General features: G+C 61.2%; 17 protein-coding genes. 3 read left to right on the forward strand and 14 right to left on the reverse strand.

Going from position 1 to position 17426, the window contains the following annotated elements:
• Window positions 1-41: 41 nt before the first annotated feature.
• From AB5Y84_RS07365 to AB5Y84_RS07375, 3 genes are all read right to left on the reverse strand, one after another.
• Window positions 42-338 carry a helix-turn-helix domain-containing protein gene (locus AB5Y84_RS07365; protein WP_005344341.1) on the reverse strand — a complete coding sequence of 99 codons (297 nt, stop codon included), beginning with the start codon at window positions 336-338 and terminating at the stop codon, window positions 42-44.
• On the reverse strand, window positions 335-865 hold the full coding sequence (locus AB5Y84_RS07370) for a DUF1523 family protein (RefSeq protein ID WP_005350438.1): 531 nt from the start codon (window positions 863-865) through the stop codon (window positions 335-337). The genes AB5Y84_RS07365 and AB5Y84_RS07370 overlap by 4 nt, the downstream gene beginning before the upstream one ends.
• Window positions 866-1040: 175 nt before the next feature.
• Entirely contained in the window at window positions 1041-2663 is a 1623-nt protein-coding gene (locus AB5Y84_RS07375; protein WP_368176690.1) for a methyl-accepting chemotaxis protein, read from the reverse strand.
• A gap of 232 nt (window positions 2664-2895) precedes the next feature.
• Between AB5Y84_RS07375 and AB5Y84_RS07380 the strand changes: the two genes are divergently transcribed.
• Entirely contained in the window at window positions 2896-3528 is a 633-nt protein-coding gene (locus AB5Y84_RS07380; protein ID WP_005344345.1) for a LysE family translocator, read from the forward strand.
• 73 nt (window positions 3529-3601) lie between these two features.
• Here AB5Y84_RS07380 and AB5Y84_RS07385 read toward each other — a convergent pair whose 3' ends face one another.
• From AB5Y84_RS07385 to AB5Y84_RS07420, 8 genes are all read right to left on the reverse strand, one after another.
• Entirely contained in the window at window positions 3602-4810 is a 1209-nt protein-coding gene (locus tag AB5Y84_RS07385) for a cation:proton antiporter (protein WP_368176691.1), read from the reverse strand.
• A 32-nt stretch (window positions 4811-4842) separates the two neighbouring features.
• Window positions 4843-5946 carry a beta-N-acetylglucosaminidase domain-containing protein gene (locus tag AB5Y84_RS07390; protein ID WP_368176692.1) on the reverse strand — a complete coding sequence of 368 codons (1104 nt, stop codon included), beginning with the start codon at window positions 5944-5946 and terminating at the stop codon, window positions 4843-4845.
• A gap of 43 nt (window positions 5947-5989) precedes the next feature.
• The gene (locus AB5Y84_RS07395; protein WP_005337934.1) at window positions 5990-7717 is read right to left on the reverse strand and encodes a potassium/proton antiporter; all 1728 of its coding nucleotides are present in this window, start codon (window positions 7715-7717) and stop codon (window positions 5990-5992) included.
• A 279-nt stretch (window positions 7718-7996) separates the two neighbouring features.
• Window positions 7997-8143, reverse strand: a complete 147-nt coding sequence (locus tag AB5Y84_RS07400) for a hypothetical protein (protein WP_005337933.1) — start codon at window positions 8141-8143, stop codon at window positions 7997-7999.
• Window positions 8140-8829 (reverse strand): M15 family metallopeptidase, encoded by a 690-nt coding sequence (locus AB5Y84_RS07405; protein WP_368176693.1) that lies wholly within the window; start codon window positions 8827-8829, stop codon window positions 8140-8142. The genes AB5Y84_RS07400 and AB5Y84_RS07405 overlap by 4 nt, the downstream gene beginning before the upstream one ends.
• Complete coding sequence (gene dapE, locus AB5Y84_RS07410) at window positions 8826-9953, reverse strand: succinyl-diaminopimelate desuccinylase (RefSeq protein ID WP_368176694.1); 1128 nt, start codon at window positions 9951-9953, stop codon at window positions 8826-8828. The genes AB5Y84_RS07405 and dapE overlap by 4 nt, the downstream gene beginning before the upstream one ends.
• 19 nt (window positions 9954-9972) lie before the next feature.
• Window positions 9973-10323: an ArsC family reductase gene (locus tag AB5Y84_RS07415; RefSeq protein ID WP_076492392.1), complete on the reverse strand. Its 351-nt coding sequence runs from the start codon at window positions 10321-10323 to the stop codon at window positions 9973-9975.
• A 319-nt stretch (window positions 10324-10642) separates the two neighbouring features.
• Window positions 10643-10957, reverse strand: a complete 315-nt coding sequence (locus AB5Y84_RS07420) for a hypothetical protein (protein WP_005337929.1) — start codon at window positions 10955-10957, stop codon at window positions 10643-10645.
• Window positions 10958-11242: 285 nt separating this feature from the next.
• On the opposite strand from AB5Y84_RS07420, the gene dcuC reads away from it, so the two are divergent.
• Complete coding sequence (gene dcuC / locus AB5Y84_RS07425; protein WP_005350454.1) at window positions 11243-12619, forward strand: C4-dicarboxylate transporter DcuC; 1377 nt, start codon at window positions 11243-11245, stop codon at window positions 12617-12619.
• A 134-nt stretch (window positions 12620-12753) separates the two neighbouring features.
• Window positions 12754-13893: a M20 family metallopeptidase gene (locus AB5Y84_RS07430; RefSeq protein WP_368176695.1), complete on the forward strand. Its 1140-nt coding sequence runs from the start codon at window positions 12754-12756 to the stop codon at window positions 13891-13893.
• A 137-nt stretch (window positions 13894-14030) separates the two neighbouring features.
• On the opposite strand, the gene AB5Y84_RS07435 is transcribed toward AB5Y84_RS07430, so the two are convergent.
• From AB5Y84_RS07435 to AB5Y84_RS07445, 3 genes are all read right to left on the reverse strand, one after another.
• Window positions 14031-14687, reverse strand: a complete 657-nt coding sequence (locus AB5Y84_RS07435; protein WP_368176696.1) for a hypothetical protein — start codon at window positions 14685-14687, stop codon at window positions 14031-14033.
• Between the two features lie 172 nt (window positions 14688-14859).
• The gene (locus AB5Y84_RS07440) at window positions 14860-16203 is read right to left on the reverse strand and encodes an anaerobic C4-dicarboxylate transporter (protein ID WP_005337916.1); all 1344 of its coding nucleotides are present in this window, start codon (window positions 16201-16203) and stop codon (window positions 14860-14862) included.
• A gap of 373 nt (window positions 16204-16576) precedes the next feature.
• On the reverse strand, window positions 16577-17332 hold the full coding sequence (locus tag AB5Y84_RS07445) for a substrate-binding periplasmic protein (RefSeq protein WP_368176697.1): 756 nt from the start codon (window positions 17330-17332) through the stop codon (window positions 16577-16579).
• Window positions 17333-17426: the final 94 nt, after the last annotated feature.

Genomic DNA, 17426 nt, shown 5'->3' on the forward strand with positions numbered 1-17426 from the left:
TGCAATAGGTTCCCCAGTCGCAGGCCTGACTCGACATCATTTCAGGGATAGCTCAACGTCTCTTTGATAAGCGGCAGTTGAGCCTTGATCCACGCCGGATTGATGGGACCCCAGTCGCTGATACGGTAGTGTCCCTGCAGATGGCGAGCCCCCTCGGTCTGCTCGAAGGCGCAGCTGATATCGAGTTCGGCCAGCGCGCTCAGGGTATCTTGCGCGGTGCGGCGCGGCATGCCGGTTGCCTCCATAATGGCAGGCACCGTATCCGTGCCCTGGCTGATCAGCCAGGCCACGTAGAGGCGGCGGTAGAAGCTGGTGCGGGTCTTGCTCGGCTCGCTCATAGCTCGTCCTCAAGACGATCGAAGTAGCGCCAGGTTGCGATGGCTGCTTTGCCCATCACCAGGGCCCAGAGGCCGAACCAGAACCAGCGGAAGAAGCTCCAGGTGGAGGCGTCAGGCTCTGTGCTCTCGATCTTGGTGACGTTGGGGAACATGGAGAACATGTTCACGCGCCAGCCGTAGGAGGTGATGATGGCCAGGCGTTTCTCGAACTCCATGGACTTAGCCTTGGCCTGGACGTCGGCGGCGTTGAATTTGAAGTAGAAGGGCCAGCCCCACTCGGTATCTTCATTGCGAAACACCCGGATCTTCTCGCCGGGGCGCTCGGTGTAGATGTAATAGACGTCGGTGGTGGGGCCGTCAGCCGGGTTCTTCTGGCTGATGGGGCCATCCTTGTCGGTGCGCTTCACCTCGACCCCGGTGATGGTGGCGATGGTGTGCTCCGGCAGGTAGTAGTCGAGCCAGGCGGCGGAAATGAGGGCGATGAGCCCCAAGGCGATAAAAGCGGGTTTCTTGAATCTCAGGCTCATGGTGTGCTCACGTGAGGGGGAGTAACGTGCCTCTACCATACCGATATTTGACAGGGCAGCCCAGCCCCTTATGGCGCCACAAGCCAAAAAATGGCGTTTAAAACAGAGACAAAGCCATTGCTCCATCAACAAGAAAGGCCCTTGCGGGCCTTTTTGTCTGGTTCACTTTGTGCGCTTACAGCTGGAATTGGGCCAGCTGCTTGCGTTGCTGCTCGGCGAGCTGGGAGAGTTCGTTGCTGGCACTGGCGCTCTGGCTGATGCCGGCGGAACTCTGGCTCACGATCTCGTGAATATTGGTGATGTTGCGGTTGATGTCGGCAGTGACGCAGGATTGCTCCTCGGCGGCGGTGGCGACCTGGGCGTTGGCGTCGTTGATCTGGCGTACGGCACCGGTAATGCCGCTTAGCAGATCCTGCACCTGAGCGGACAAGCGCTGGTTATGGCTGAGGATCTCCAGAGTCTCCTGTACGCCGTTGTTGGCGGATTGGGACTGGCTCTGCAGCCGCTCGATGATGGCCTGGATCTCCTTGGTGGAGTCCTGGGTACGGGCCGCCAGCATTCTCACCTCATCGGCCACCACCGCAAAACCACGCCCCGTTTCACCGGCGCGAGCTGCTTCGATGGCGGCATTGAGCGCCAGCAGGTTGGTCTGCTCGGAGATCCCCTGAATCACTTCAATTACCTTGCCGATCTGCTCGGACTGGGACTTGAGCTGGGCCACGATGGCGGCGGCATCTTCCAGACTGCCTGCCATCCGGCTGTTGGCGGCGATGCTTTCGGTAAAGAGGGCGAGCCCCTGTTCGACCCGGCCATTGGCATCCCGCGCCAGCTCGTCGGCGATGGCTGCATTGTGGTTGACATTGTCAGCGGTGCTGGAGAGTTCGGTCACGGCGGAGGCGACCTGTTCGATCTCGCTGTGCTGCTGCTTTGCATTGGCCTCGGACTGGGTCATCACGGCGGCCAGCTCGGTGGCGGCGGAGGCAACGCTGTTGCTGATCCCAGTCAGGTTCTCGATGGTGTTGCCGAGCTGGGTAAGGGTGAGGTTGATATCTTTGGCCAGACGGGTCAGTTCGTTGTTGCCCTCCGCTTTGGCGCGCACGTTGAAGCGCCCTTGCGCCACGGCGTGCATCACCTCTTGCAACTGACCGATGGGGCTGACGATGCGCCCGGAGAGGACCCAGCCGCAGATCAGCGCCGCCAGCAGGGTACCGGCGGTGAGCAGCAGGGTACGCAGCAGGGTGGCGTCGTAGTGGGCCTGCTCTTCGGCCAGCTCTTGCTGGATCAGCTGGTTGATGTGGGCGGACATGCTGTCTATCTGCTTGATCAGCTGTTCACCCAGCTCACGGAAATGGAGGCGAGCCGACTCGTAGGCGACCGGATCGCCGCCCCCATGATGTTTTTGCGCCAGCAGCGGCAGCATGTTGCTGCGGGTATGGCTGAGGTAGGCCTGCAGGGCGGCAGCGACCTGACGGTTATCCTGCTCGGCACCGGGGAGCACCAGACGGCCGAGGATGGCGTTGATCTCCTGCTCGGCGCTGTTGAGGTTCGCAGGTAGTACGGCAAACAGCTTGGCATCGTAGAGGCCATAGATGGCGCTGGTGCGTAGCCGGTAGGTGGCGTGGATCAGTTTGGCAATATCGTCCTTGTGCTGGACCACGGTCTGGGTCGTCTCATCTATGTCATTGATGGCTTCATCCAGACCCTGTTTGCTGATGGCGATCATCACCATCATCAGCAGGCTGGCCAGCAGCAAAGGTATCAAGACCTGGACACGTATTGATAGATTATTCAATGACATAAATGGCTCTAATCCGGAATTGGAGGAGCCGACATCTTACACATGCACGTCAGGAGCTGTCACAGGCTTTTATTGCTGAAATGTGCCGAAGAAAAGGTTTTTTCTTGTGAGAAAGGAGCCATTTAGGCATGATTGAGCGCTTTATCCCCTGAATATGTGGTACAACTGGCTGGGTTGTGTCAATCCTGTCCCGTTTTCGTGATTTCCCGCTCTCGTCATATGGAGGTGTGTTGTGTCCAGCTGGATCGATCCGGCCATTCTGGCTCTGTTTATCCCGACCTTTTTCTTTGTCTCGGTGACCCCCGGCATGTGCATGACTCTGTCGATGACGCTGGGGATGAGCCTGGGGGTGCGCCGTACCCTGCACATGATGTGGGGAGAGCTGATCGGGGTCGGGCTGGTCTCGGTGCTGTCGGTGATCGGGGTGGCAGCCATCATGCTCAACTATCCGGGGATCTTCGCCGCCTTCAAATATGTGGGGGGCGCCTATCTGGTGTGGCTTGGCATCCAGATGTGGCAGGCCAAGGGGAAGATGGCCATTCCGGCGGATCTCTCGGCCGGTCAACAGACCAGCGCCATGGGGCTGGCGCTGCAGGGCTTTGTCACCGCCATCGCCAACCCCAAAGGGTGGGCCTTCATGATCTCCCTGCTGCCCCCCTTTATCTCTGCCGACAAGCCGATGGCGCCGCAGATCAGCGCGCTGGTGGCGCTGATTTTGGTTATCGAGTTCTCCTGCCTGCTGCTCTATGCCAGCGGTGGCCGTACTCTGCGCCACTTCCTCGCCAAGAGCGGCAATGTCACCCTGATGAACCGCATCGCCGGTACTCTGATGCTGGGGGTGGGAGTCTGGCTGGCGCTCGGGTGAGCGCCGTCAGTGACCCTCGGCAGAAAAGAAAAATGCCACCGATCGGTGGCATTTTTTATGGGCGCAGGGTGGCTCAGCGAGGCTTGAAACGCTCGACCCAGGGGTTGGCGGTGAGGCCGTGCAGGATGACGCTCAATATGATGGTGCAGAGCACGGTGGCGATGATGGGGTGCTGGCCAATCAGGGCTGGTTCGTTTTGCAGCACCATCACCGCAAAGACGATACTGGCAAGGCCCCGCGGGCCGAACCAGCCGATAAAGAGCTTGAGCTCCGGCTTGAGGCCGGTACCGATGAGGCTGAGCCAAACCGGCACCATCCGCAGCAGGGTGAGGCTGGCAATGGCATAGAGCCAGTATTGCCAGTGCAGCAGCTCCGGCAGAATGGGCATCAGGGTCGCGCCAAACACCATCCAGATCACCACGGAGAGCAGGTCGCCGTAGCCTTCGCAGCTGTCCATATAGGCGTGCTTGTGCTCGCCGAGGCGGTGGCCGATAAAGAGGCCACCGACAAAGGCGGCGATAAAGCCGCTGCCACCCAGCGTCTGGGCCAGCGCAAAGCAGAGCAGGGCCAGCCCCGGCATGGTGAGCTGACGCCAGAGTGGCAGTTGCCAGCCATTGAGATAGGAGATCTTCAGCAGCCGGATGGTGAGGCTGGTCAGCACAAAGGCGATCAGCAGGCCAATGCCGATCTCCTCCAGCATCAGGGTGATAGCCAGCGTGGCGGTGCCTGCGTGCTGCTCTGTGGGGGCGATAAGGGCCAGCAGTAGAAGCAGCACAGGCACGCAGATGCCGTCGTTGAGGCCGCTCTCCTGATTGAGCCCTTCACGCACTGGTGCCGGCACCGCGGGGTTGCTTACCACCGCCTTGCCGAGCGCCGCATCGGTGGGGGCAAGAATGGTGGAGAGGATCGCCATCTCCAGCAGTGGCAGGTCGGGGAAGATCCAGTGGCCAAACAGGGCGCCACAAAGCAGGGTGAGGGGCAGGCCAATCAGTAGCAGCCGGATGGGGAGCTGGCGGTTGGCCAGCAATACCTGCCAGTTGGTGTTGGCGGCATCGTTGAACAGCACGATAACCAGCGTCAGTTCGGCCAGCAGCTTGATGCCAGCGCTGTCGATAGAGAGGGAGAGCAGCTCCAGCCCACCGGGTCCCAGTAGCCAGCCGGTCAGCAGAAATAGCAGAGGGCCGTTGACCAGCTTTGACTCGAAGCGCCCCGCGATCAGACTGTAGACCAGCAAGAAGGCGGCGATCACCGCCAGATTCTGGTAAAGCAGGTGTGCATCCATACAACCTCCTTTCTGCCCCCCGCAGGGGCGGTTTAATCGGTCAGGCAGTCGGGATCGAACACATACTCCCCGTCCAGCCAGCGCACGATTTCGTCGACGCAGGATTGGTCACGAAACGGCAGATAGCGCGCCTTGAGGGCGGCAATCTGCTCGGGGGTGAGCTGTGCCAGCCCCAGATCCTGAAACAGCGGCAGGTCGGCCTCGATCATCGCCGAAATCTGCGGGCCGCAGGTGGCGTTGAGGGCGGCATGCAGCGCCTTGTCGGGGTCGTACTGCTTGCCGAGCCGGTAACTCATCGGCAGGGTAGCGAGGGGCAGGGCGGACAGTGCTGCCTGTTTCATCGGGTTGACCGCGTGGCCAGAGACCAGCTCTGCCAGCTCGGCAGGGCGATTCTCGAAGGCGCGCAGATGCAGGTAGCTGCTCGCCTTGCTGCCATCGTTAACCGGGTAGTTGTCCCACAGGAAGGGCTTGCGGCCGAGCAGTTCGGTCACCTGTTTGAGGTGTACCGCCGGATACTCGGTCGAGCAGACCTTGGGGCCGGTCCAGAAGATCTCGAAACGGCGGTCGAGCTGTTCGCCAAGCTCCTCCAGATAGCGGGGAGGCATAGCGCCAAACACCTTCTCCAGTACCGGATCGGTCGAGTAGTAGCTGGGGCAGAAGATAAGGCGGCTTGCCTTGCTGTGGGCCGCGATGTCGTGGGCGATGGTGAGCTGGTGACGAGCCAGATCCGGGGTATCCCCCTTCATGTCGTCAAACAGCACCGCCAGAATGTCAGGCTGGAGCATCTCGTCGATGAGGAGCACTTTCTCAAGCAGCGCCGAGCGTTTGCGATCGTAGTCGTGATGCGCCCCCATGGGGCTCAAGCCCACCCCGAAGGCGAGCCCGTTGGCGCGGCACTGGCGCGCCAGCTCGGCGAGATCGGCCAGCTGCTGCTCGGGCCAGGGGAGGGCCCAGTGCTTGCGCAGATAGCCATCCTCTTTCGGAGCGTAGATATAGAAGCCGTAGCCGTGGCGTGGCAGCCACTGGGCGTAGCGGGCGCGGGCCTGCCAGCTCCATCCCTTGCCAAAAAAGCCTTCAATGACCCCCAGATTGGAAGCGGGGGGCAGGGGGCCGGACAGCAAACTTTGATATGGCATAACACTCTCCCTTCTTGCTGGGGACTTGATACGGGACGGTCAGTCAGACCGGGTCCTCTTCCTGAAAGCGCACCCCGATCTTGCCCGGCACGCTCTCGTCCATTTCGGCCACGGTCCAGATCAGGCCCTGCCATTCGATGTTGTCACCGACCACCAGATTATCGCCCAACTGGCTTGCAATAAAATCGCCCAGTGTCTGATCCGCCACCTCGCTCACATCCAGCCCGTAAAGAGGGGCGAGATCCACCAGTCGTGCGGCCGCTTCCAGCAGGAAGTCACCGAAGAAGCGGGGGCCGAGATCCTGTTCCGGCGCCTGACTGAACAGCTGACCGAGGGCGGGGAGGTCGCGTTCGTGACCGATGACGCAGAGGATGTCATCGGCCTGCAGACAGGTACTGCCCGAGGGGTGGAGCAGCTCGCGGCCACGAAACAGGGCGCAGATCCGAGTGCCGGTAGGCATCTGCAGATCCCGCAGCGGCGAGCCGATGCACCACTTCTCCTCCCCCAGCTGGTAGACGAAGGTCTCCCACTGGCTGTCGAGATCGATTTCGAGCCCGGAGCGGTTGATGGGCGACGGCGGTGCCGGTACCTCCACCCGCGCCAGTTTTGAGGCCAGCGGTAGCGAGCTGCCCTGCAAAATCAGCGAGACCAGCACCACAAAGAAGGCGACGTTGAAGTAGAGCTGGGCGTTGGGCAGCCCCGCCATCATGGGGAAGACCGCCAGAATGATGGGCACGGCGCCGCGCAGGCCAACCCAGGAGATAAACCAGCGCTCGCGGGGGGCGAAGTTCTTGAACGGCAGCAGCCCGATCCAGACCGACACCGGGCGGGCAAACAGGATCATCCACATCGCCAGCGCCAGCGCGGGCAGGGCGATGGGCAGCAGCTTGTGGGGGGAGGCGAGCAGCCCCAGCACCAGAAACATGCCGATTTGGCTGAGCCAGGTCAGACCGTCCAGCACCGACAATGTGGTGCTGCGGCTGCGCAGGGCGAGGTTGCCGAGCAACAGACCGGTGAGATAGATGGCGAGAATGCCGCTGCCACCGACCGCCGTGGTGAGGGCGAAGATCAGCAGACCGCCGCTGACGGTGAGCAGCGGATAGAGCCCCGGCGCCAGGCGGGCGGTGTTGATAAGGCGCCACAGCAGCCAGCCGCCACCAAGGCCGATCCCGGCGCCAAGACCAAACTGCTTGACCAGTTGCAGCAGCAAGAAGCCCCCATCCAGCCCTTGTTGGGCGGTGGCGAGCACCTCGATCAGGGTGACGGTGAGAAACACCGCCATGGGGTCGTTGCTGCCTGACTCTATCTCCAGAGTGGCGCTCACCCGCTCGTTGAGACTGCGCCCGCCGAGCAGGGAGAAGACCGCCGCCGCATCGGTGGAGCCGACAATGGCGCCGATCAGCATCCCCTGCATCAGGTTGAGGTCAAACAACCAGGCAGCGGCGAGCCCCGTCAGGCCGGTGGTGATGGCCACCCCGACCGTCGCCAGCGACAAGGCAGGCCAGAGTGCCACCCGGAACGAGGAGACCCGGGTGCGCATGCCGCCGTCGAGCAGGATGATGGCGAGCGCCAGGTTGCCCACCAGATAGGCGATGGAGTAGTCAGCGAAGTGGATGCCACCGGGGCCATCTTCACCGGCCAGCATGCCGACGGCGAGGAAGATAACCAGAATGGGAATACCGAGGCGGGAAGAGAGGGCGCTCAACAGTACGCTGGCTCCCACCAACAGGGCAGCGACAAAAAAGAAACTGTTGATGGTAGCGGCATCCAAGGGCGAACTCCTTCCTGGTAATGTGCAAAGTAGGCACATTATATGCAGTTAGGCCCCCCTTGTGTGGCTTATTTGTGCATCAATTTGCACTTTCTTACATTTTTCATCCCTTTTTTCAGCATGGCCGCGCCATATTCTGACTGTGACGGGGTTAACGAAAGCGGAGTCAAAGGAGCGTCGATTTCAGGATGCGCAGGGAGGAGAGGGCGGGGAAAAGCGAAACGGCACAGCAGAGGGAGAGGGGAGCACAAGGGCGCTCCCCACGGGATGGGGCGGGATTCAGTCGTCCTCGTCATCCTTCACTTCGCGGATCTTGTCCTTGTAGTTGGGCAACTGCTTCTCCAGCCGTTTCATGTCTTTGATGGCATTGAGAAACAGCCCGAGCAGGAACAGCAGCGGCAACCCTATCCACAGCCAGAGATTCATGGGATTTTCCTTTCGTCAGGACAGGTGGTGACATAACGGGCCAAAATTTCATCAAGGTTGGCCAATATGGTCGACTTGCCTTCAATATCCGCCTGTTGCAGGCAAAGCGCCAGTGCCGCGGGATCGAGCCGCTGCTCGTCGGACTCCAGCGAGAAGCTGATATGCCAGGGCTCGTAGGCTACCCCGCTCTCTGCCCCGACCGGTTTGGCATAAGGGAGGAAGAAGCCGAAGTCGCTCATATGGTCGCTGAGCCACTCGCTGAGATCCGCAAACCAGCCCCCGGCTTCATACTCCCACGGCTCCAGTGCCAGTTTGGTATCGGCAGGCAAACAGTCCGGGTCGTAGATGTCGAGATCGGTTCCCCAGTGGTGACGACTGGTGCCGGGCAGAGCGCTCCAGCGCAGGATGGCGTGCAGCCGCTCCACCTCGCTTAGTTGCAGGGAATCGATGGGCTGGCTGTGGGCATCGAGCAGCGGCCGTTCGCCGCGCCACTTGCCATTCCAGATGGCGAGCTGGCGCTCGAAGCTGCGCCAGCTGGAGGCCGCCTGCAGGTTGAACCCCTCATAGGCGGCGGCTACCTGCATGTCGTTGAAGGCCGCCGCGGTGGCGGCAGTCAGCCGGTGGGGGCCGCGCCCCACCAGAATAAGGTGGCTCTCGTCGAGCCCCAGCAGTTGTTCCTGCGTCATGCCAGCAATCTCTCGAGCACCCCTTGGTACATGTCCCCCAGCAGATCCAGATCGTCCGCCTTCACGCACTCGTTCACCTTGTGAATGGTGGTGTTGACGGGGCCAAGTTCGATCACCTCGGCGCCAGTGGGGGCGATAAAGCGCCCGTCCGAGGTGCCACCAGTGGTGAGCAGGGCCGGTCGCTGACCGTTCACCGCCTCGATGGCCGCCACAGCGGCATCGAGCAGCGCGCCGGTGTCGGTGAGGAACGGCTGGCCGGAGAGGGTCCAGCTCAGCTGATAATCGAGGCCATGTTTATCCAGTAACGCTTCGACCCGCTCGCGGATATCCAGGTCGGTCAGTTCGGTACTGAAGCGGAAGTTGAACTGGACCTGCAGCTCGCCCGGAATGACGTTGGAGGCGCCGGTGCCGGCCGAGATGTTGGCGATCTGGAAGCTGGTGGGGGGGAAGTAGGCGTTGCCCTCATCCCACACGGTGGCAGCGAGTTCCGCCAGCGCTGGCGCGGCTTTGTGAATGGGGTTGTCAGCCAGATGGGGATAGGCGACATGGCCCTGCACCCCGCGCACCAGCAGATCGCCGGTGATGGAGCCGCGGCGGCCGTTCTTCACCACATCCCCGACCACGGCGGTGGAGGAGGGTTCACCGACGATGCACCAGCGGATCTTCTCGTTGCGGGCCTCCAGGGTATCGATCACCCGGGTGGTGCCATTGATAAAGGGCCCCTCTTCATCGGAGGTGATGAGAAAGGCGATGGACCCGGTGTGATCCGGATGCTCGGCCACGAAGCGCTCGACCGCCACCACCATGGCAGCCAGCGAGCCCTTCATGTCGGCGGCGCCGCGCCCATAGAGCACGCCATCCTTGATGGTCGGCTCGAACGGCGGGGTGTGCCATTTGTCCAGCGGCCCGGCGGGCACCACGTCGGTGTGGCCGGCGAAGCAGAACAGTGGCCCCTCGCTGCCACGACGGGCCCAGAGATTGGTGGTGTCCTCAAACACCATGGGCTCGATAACGAACCCGATCCTGGCGAGGCGCTCCGCCATCAGGGTCTGGCACCCTTCATCGAGGGGGGTAACGGAGGGGCGGCGGATCAGATCCTTGGCCAGTGCGATGACATCCGACATCAGTTGTCCTTAGTTGTCCTTAACGGGAGAAGAGGGATTGGTAGTGATCAGCCTTGAAACCCAGAGTCAGTTCGCCGTCACGGTCGAGCAGCGGGCGCTTGATCATGGCCGGATGTTCCAGCAGCAGGGCGCGCGCCTTGGTGGCATCGAGCCCCTGTTTGGCCTCATCCGGCAGGGCGCGGAAGGTGGTGCCGCGGCTGTTGAGCAGGGCTTCCCAGCCGAGTTTTGCCAGCCAGCTGTCCAGATCGTCCGGGTTCAGGCCGTCGGCGCGGTGGTCGTGAAAGCGGTAGTCGATACCGGCCTCATCCAGCCACTTGCGGGCTTTCTTGATGGTGTCGCAGTTCTTGATGCCATAGAGGGTGATGGCCATGGGGAGTCCTTCTCTTGTGGGCGCTGGCCGTGGCCGTGCCCGAAAATCCGAATCAACGCAGTGCAAGGGCCCGATTCTGGCATTGTGGCAATCCCATGGCAACGCCGATGGTCCGGCTCGCGGGTTTTACCGGAACTGGTCACACCTGAACGGCGATTTTGAGCACAAGGTCAGAAGCAGTGGGGCTGGCATGCCCGATGGGGTTGGGCATTGCGGGAGAAGATCGACTATTGCAGGAGAAAAAGAGAAGGGGGCAAACGCCAGATAGCCAAAACGCGCCAGCGGGCGCGTTTTGGTCGGCATTATCAATGCACCTCAATCAGTGCAGGGTGGTCCACTCATGGTCAAAGACCCGGGCCCGTTCCCAGGGTGCATCAGGCAGGCTGGAAGAGAGGCCAGTGTATTTGCCCACGTCATCCACCACGATGGCGGAGAGGATCGGCAGGTTGTTTTCGGTGCAGTACATGCGGATGCGTTGCAGCAGGGTGCGCAGTTCATCCTGGCACTGCTCCAGCCCGGCCTGCTTGGCCAGTTTGGAGTAACGAATGGTAGTGCGTTCCTTTGCAGACTCGACGAGGATGTCCCACAGCTTGTAGTCGCAGGTCGAAGCACCTGCGGTGGCTTGGCTTGTCATAACTCTCTCCGGCGCGAAATGGTCGCTATATGTCGAAGCGCATCTTCGCCAGTTCGGCGCCGTCATATGTTGATCCAACGCAAAAAAGAGGGGAGTCGCGTCACACAATTCCCGGATATGGGGTGATAAAGGTTTTCCGGCAGTTGAAATAACGAAAAATTGTTACATGTCCGACATATTATGCTAATGAATCACGGTGACGGCACCTTTATTGATAGGGATCAAAGGCAAACAGTGGTCAGATCACTAGATTTCGCTCTTCGATAAATTTATCAGGAGTGAATATTGGAACTTTTATTCGTCTTGCTCGTTCTGGTCGCCGTGGTCTACGGCATCATCAAGGATTACAACCCGCAGGCGGTGTTGGCGCTGGCGGGCATGGCCATTTTTGCAGTGGCCTACTGGTTGGGGCTGCACCCCATTCTCCCCGCTGACAAGAGCACCGGCTTCGCCCTGTTCGACCTGTTCGAAGTGTTCAAGGGGATCTTCTCCTACCGCGCGGCGGGCCTCGGCCTCACCATCATGGCGGTGGCGGGCTTTGCCACCTACATGTCCCATATCGGGGCCTCCCAGGCGCTGGTGCGGGTGGCGGTCAAACCGGTGGCGGGCATCCAGTCCAGCTATCTGATGCTCTCCATCTGTTATCTGGTGGCGGTATTCGTCTCCCTGTTCGTCACCTCCGCCACCGGCCTTGGCCTGCTGTTGATGGTCACCATGTATCCGGTGATGCGCAACCTCGGCATCAGCCCGGCCTCCGCCTGTGGTGTCATCGCCACCTCACAGGCGTTTGAAATTGGCCCGACCCAGACCAACGCCATCTTCTCCGCCGGCCAATCCGGCATGGATCCGACCAGCTATTTCGTTGACTACCAGATCTGGCTGGTGGCTCCCATGCTGCTGGTGACCATGGTGCTGCACTTCTTCTGGCAGCGTCACTGCGATCGCAAGGATGGCTGGGATCCTGCGCTCCATCGCGGCGATCACGCCGAGCTGGACGAGCAGGGCACCGAGAGCGTGCAGGCGCCTACCTGGTATGCCTTGCTGCCGATCATCCCCTTCGTGCTGATGATGACCTTCTCCAAGCTGCTGGTGAGCGACATCAAGATGAGCGTGGAGGTGGCCATGCTGCTGTCTGTCTTTATCGGCATGCTGTGCGAGCTGCTGCGTAGTCGCTCGGTGCGTACCGCTTTTGCCGGGCTATCGAGCTTCCTCGACGGTATGGGCAAGGTGTTTGGCCCCGTGGTGGCGCTCATCGTCTGTGCCGAGCTGTTTGCCGAATCCCTCAAGGCCATCGGCGCCATCGATACCCTGCTGCACTCTGCCAGCAATGCCGGTATCGGCAGCGGTCTGATGACCCTGGTGATGGTGGCGCTGATCATGGTGGCGGCGGTCATCATGGGCTCCGGCAACGCGGCGTTCCTCAGCTTCTCGACCCTGGCACCGGCGGTGGCGGCCAAGTTTGGCGTACCTGCGGTGACCATGCTGCTGCCGATGCAGCTCGCTTCCAGTATCGGCCGCACCGTCTCTCCCATCGCAGCGGTACTGATCGCCTGTGCGGGGATTGCCAAGGTATCTCCCTTTACCGTGGTCAAACGCACCAGCGTGCCGATGGCGGGGGCGCTGGTGACGGCGCTGACCCTCAACTATCTGCTGTTCATGTAGTGATGTGGGTTATGTAGTGGTGTTTGGAATTTACCGGTCGGGCGGGTGGCATGGCTGCCCGCCTTTTTCTCACTGTGTCGCATTGTTGCAATAGACGATCGGCCATCAACGCTGATTGTTGCATGGAGAAGATAATGACAGTTGTAAAGAGCCCGTTTTCCCTCGATAACTATCTGGCCGATTTGGCCCCGCTCATCAACCTCGATTGCGGTACTCGCACCCCGGCCGGGGTAGCGAAAGTGGCCGACATCATGACCGAGAAATATGAGGCCATCGGCTGGCAGGTGACCCGCCACCAGTTCGCTGCCGAGTGCGGCCCCTGCCTCGAGATCACCAATGCGCCGGGTGCCGATCACTACGACGTGATGCTGTGCGGCCACATGGATACCGTCTTCCCCGAGGGGACGGCGGCCAAGCGCCCGCTGAAAATCGAAGGCAATCAAGCCTTTGGTCCCGGTGTGTCGGACATGAAGAGCGGCCTGCTCTCTATCTGGTATGCCCTCAAAGAGATGGATCCGGCATTGCTTGCCAAGCTCAAGGTGCTGGTCTGCTACAACTGCGACGAAGAGATTGGCTCCCCCTGGTCCAAGGATTGGCTGGTGAAAAAAGCCAAACAGAGTGGCTGCGTGCTGGTGGCCGAGGCAGCCCGTTCCAATGGGGATCTCATCAGCGCCCGCAAGGGCAATGCCAAGTACCGCATCACCTTCCACGGCAAGGCCTCCCACGCCGGTTCGGCCCTGACCGAAGGTGTCTCTGCTATCACCGAGCTGGCGCATTGGGTGCTGGCCATCAACGAGCAGGTCAACATGACCACGGGCACCACCATGAACGTCGGCGTGGTACAGGGCGGCACCGGTGTCAACGTGGTACCGGACTTTGCCGAGGCGATCGTGGATTTGCGCTTCTGGAGCAACGAAGAGGCCGCTGCGGTGCACGACCGGCTCACCTTTATGGCCAACAACCCCTTCCTCGCGGGTTGTCGGGTCGAGGTGGATCGCCAGACCTTCAAGCCGGCGATGCGCCCGAGCGGTGACACCGAGGCGCTGATGGCGCTGGTGGAGGCGGCAGCCAAGGAGGAGGGGATCCCCTTCAACTGGCTGGAGGCCGGTGGCGGCTCGGATGCCAACTTCACCGCCGCCGCGGGGGTGCCGTCGCTGGATGGTTTCGGCCCCATGGGCGGTGGTTTCCACTCGGAGGCGGAGTTCCTGCTGCTGGAGAGCATCGAGCCGCGCATCCGCCTGCTGCAGCGGGTGCTGGGCAAGCTGGCAAAATAAGCCGGTCTATCCCTTGTTCGGGTCGTCATGGCCCGCTCAAAACTGGTCCGCTCAAATCCAAACGGGAGGCTGTTGCCTCCCGTTTTTTTATCTCGATTTTTCGCGCGCTAAGTGAGTTGGCTGCTTGCTTGCGGCCGTTACCCCTGCGGTTCGGCCAGATAGGCCAGGTGATCCTGCCGCGCCACCAGCCAGTCATCGAGGCGCAGCGGGGCGGCAAAGCCCGGGCCGTCGGTCACCATGGTGTGGTACTCCCCCTGCTCGCCGCAGGCATCGAAGCCTTCGCGCTCGGCCAGTTGTTGCAACTCGGCGAGGGTGGCGGCATCGAGGGTGCGCCCAGTCCACTCGGGAGCCAGCACCCGGGTATCGACGCAGGAGAGGTGGGCGACGATGCCGCGTGCCAGCAGATCCGCCAGCAGTGCCTCGCGGGAGAGTTGCCAGAGCGGGGTATGGACGGTGAGATCCAGCGGGCGGCAGCGTTCGCGGATCCAGTTAGGCGCACCGCCCACGCTGTCGATATCGCCGGTGACTACGCCATCGAGTTGCCACTCCTCCTTGAGCCGCGCCAGTGCCCGCTCATAACCGAGATCGAACGGCGCTTCTATGGTGACCAGCAGATGGGGCAGCCCGAGGGTTTCCGCCTGACGGCGCACCAGCGGCAAGGGGTGAGCGAGAAATCGGGGCTCTGGCGGGGCAAAGGTGGCCAGTGCCATCACCTGATGGCCCGCTTGGCGAGCATGACAGAGGGCCAGCATGGCATCTTTGCCACCGCTCCAGAGCAGGATGACGCGAGACATGGATGAGATTCCGGTGGTGAACGAGGGGGCATGCTACCCAGCGGCGTGGGCAGAGGTAAAGGTATTGTGTCCGGAAATGGCGGCGGGAAAGGGTTGGGGTCACAGAGCGGGAAAAAAGCAGGCCCCCGAAGCGGGGGCCTGTATTGCAATAGCGTGGTAAACGCGACTGCGATTAGAGCAGGATGCTGGTGAGGATAAAGCCCAGCGAGCAGGAGGTCACCACCCCGATCAGCCCCGGAATGATGAAGCTGTGGTTGATGATGAACTTGCCGATGCGGGTGGTGCCGGAGCGGTCGAAACCGATACAGGCCAGATCGCTCGGGTAGGTCGGCAGCACGAAGTAGCCGTAGCTCGCCGGCAGGAAGGCGATCAGCAGCTTGGGTTCGACACCCAGCGCCAGACCCATGGGGGCGATGGCGGTGAGGGCGGCGGCCTGGCTGTTTACCAGCTTGGAGATGAGGAACAGCACCAGGGCGTAGGTCCAGGGCTGGGCCTGTACCACATGGGCCAAAGTCTCTTTGAGCAGGGGCATGTGCGCCTGGAAGAAGGTCTCACTCATCCATGCCACCCCGAATACGGAGAAGATGGCGACCATGCCCGCCTTGAAGACGGCACCGTTGGCGATCTCGCCCGGCTTGACCTTGCAGCGCATCAGGATGATGGCACCGGCGATCAGCATCATCATCTGGATCACCAGGTTCATGGAGAGCGGGCCGGTTTTGTCCTTGATGGTGAACACCGGACGCAGACCTTCGTTGGCACCGAGCAATACCACGGCAGCGATGGCGGCGAAGAAGATCCAGGTAGACCAGTAGGCCTCTTTCGGGAACTTGGTGTTGAGCAGGGTTTCACCACCGCCGTAGATGAAGGCGCGCTGCTCCGGGTCTTTGATCTTGGCCTGGAACTCTTCGTCCTTGTCCAGATCCTTGCCGCGACGCAGGCTCCACAGGGCCGCCACGATGACACCGGTCAGGGAGGAGGGGATGGCGATCATCAGGATGTCGAGCAGGCCGTAAGCCTGACCGATACCGTGACCGGCCGCCAGAATGGAGACCATGGAGACCACGGCAACGGAGACCGGGGAGGCGCAGATGGCCATCTGGGAGGCAACGGAGGCAACAGCCATCGGGCGCTCGGGGCGGATGTTCTTTTGCAGCGCGATGTCAGCGATGATGGGGAACATGGTGTAGACCACGTGGCCGGTACCGCACAGGAAGGTGAGGGTCCAGGTCGTGAGCGGCGCCAGGATAGTGATGTATTGCGGGTGACGGCGCAGCAGACGCTCGGCCACTTGCATCATCAGGTTGAGGCCACCGGCAGTCTGCAGGGTGGCGGCACAGCCGATCACCGCCAGAATGGTCAGCATTACCTGAACAGGCGGTTCGCCCGGCACCAGGCCGAAGACGAAGGTCAGCAGGAAGAGACCGATACCACTGATGAGACCGAGTCCCATGCCCCCAAAGCGGGTACCCAGCAGCAAGCAGCCGAGTACCACCAAAAATTCCATCAAGATCATTCCGTTACCTCGTGTGATTCAACCCATATTGCCGCGGGTAGCCTGAACCATGAATTGTCATTGTCTGTTTTATTTAGCCCAAAAGGGTTAGTTGCTATTCTGCTCCCCTGAAAAAGTGAAAAAATTGAGTTACTTCAATAACTCGATGAATTTTTGATTAAACCACTTAAAAACCACGTACTAACAAAAACATCATTTTTTCACAAAGTGGTATCACTCGGGGCCAAGCCAGCGGGTGGTCATGGGGGCAGCACAGAGTGGCAGCAGGGCTGCAGGGGAGGGGCATAAAAAGGGCTCGATTGCGGCAGAAGAGGGTGAAAAAGCCAGCGCTCAGGCTATTTTTGCCAGCAAGGGCTGACTTCGGCGGGTTGGCTCATTTGGCCGCAGGTGCTTGCTGCAGATAGCGGCGCTGATAATCCTCGCTCAGCTTGGCAATATCCAATCTGGCAATGGCCTGCGCCACCCGTTGCTGCAACGCCTGCTGATCGGGGCGAAACATGATGTGCAGGCTCTTGTGTTCGAGGATCTTCGGGTGAAATTGCAATCCGGCGCTGCTCAGCTTGCGATCATGGTTGATTAGCCAGTGAAAGACATCCCGGTCGATCACCGCCAGATCGAGCCGGTCGCGCTGTAATTTGCGCAGGTTGAGCAGGTCTGCATCGACGGCGGCAGTGTTGAGGTGCTTGCTGGCCATCAGGGCATCGAATTCACGGGTGTTGACGTACCCCTCCACCACGCCGATCCGGTAGGGGGCGAGATCCGTGAGCTGTTGCCAGGGGATGGGGTGGCCTGAGCGCTGCGCCATGCCCAGCACGCTATCGCCCACGCTGGGGGAGCTGCGCCACAGGGTCGGCAGGGTATCGGAGAGGTACTCGGGAAAATAGCCGCTATAAGGCTGGGTCGGGTCGGCCGCCAGCCGCACCGCCCGCTGCCAGGGGTAGAAGTCGAATGTCACTTCCAGTCCCGCTTCGGCAAAGGCGCGCTTGACGATATGACCGGTAAGGCCGCCATCGGGCAGGCTCTGGCTGGTGTAGGGTGGCCACTCCAGGGTGGTCAGACGAACGGGCTCGGCCCACAGTTGAACAGGCATGCAGGACAGCAGTAGCGAAAGCAGCAGGCGATATCCCATAGGCGACGAGTTCCTTGTGCCGGTTGATCCTGAGTATCACCCATAACGGTGACAATAAAAAAGCCGACCCGCAGGTCGGCTTTTGCAATGCAGT

The sequence above is a fragment of the Aeromonas sp. s11 genome (assembly GCF_040907945.1).
Taxonomy (GTDB): domain Bacteria; phylum Pseudomonadota; class Gammaproteobacteria; order Enterobacterales; family Aeromonadaceae; genus Aeromonas; species Aeromonas veronii.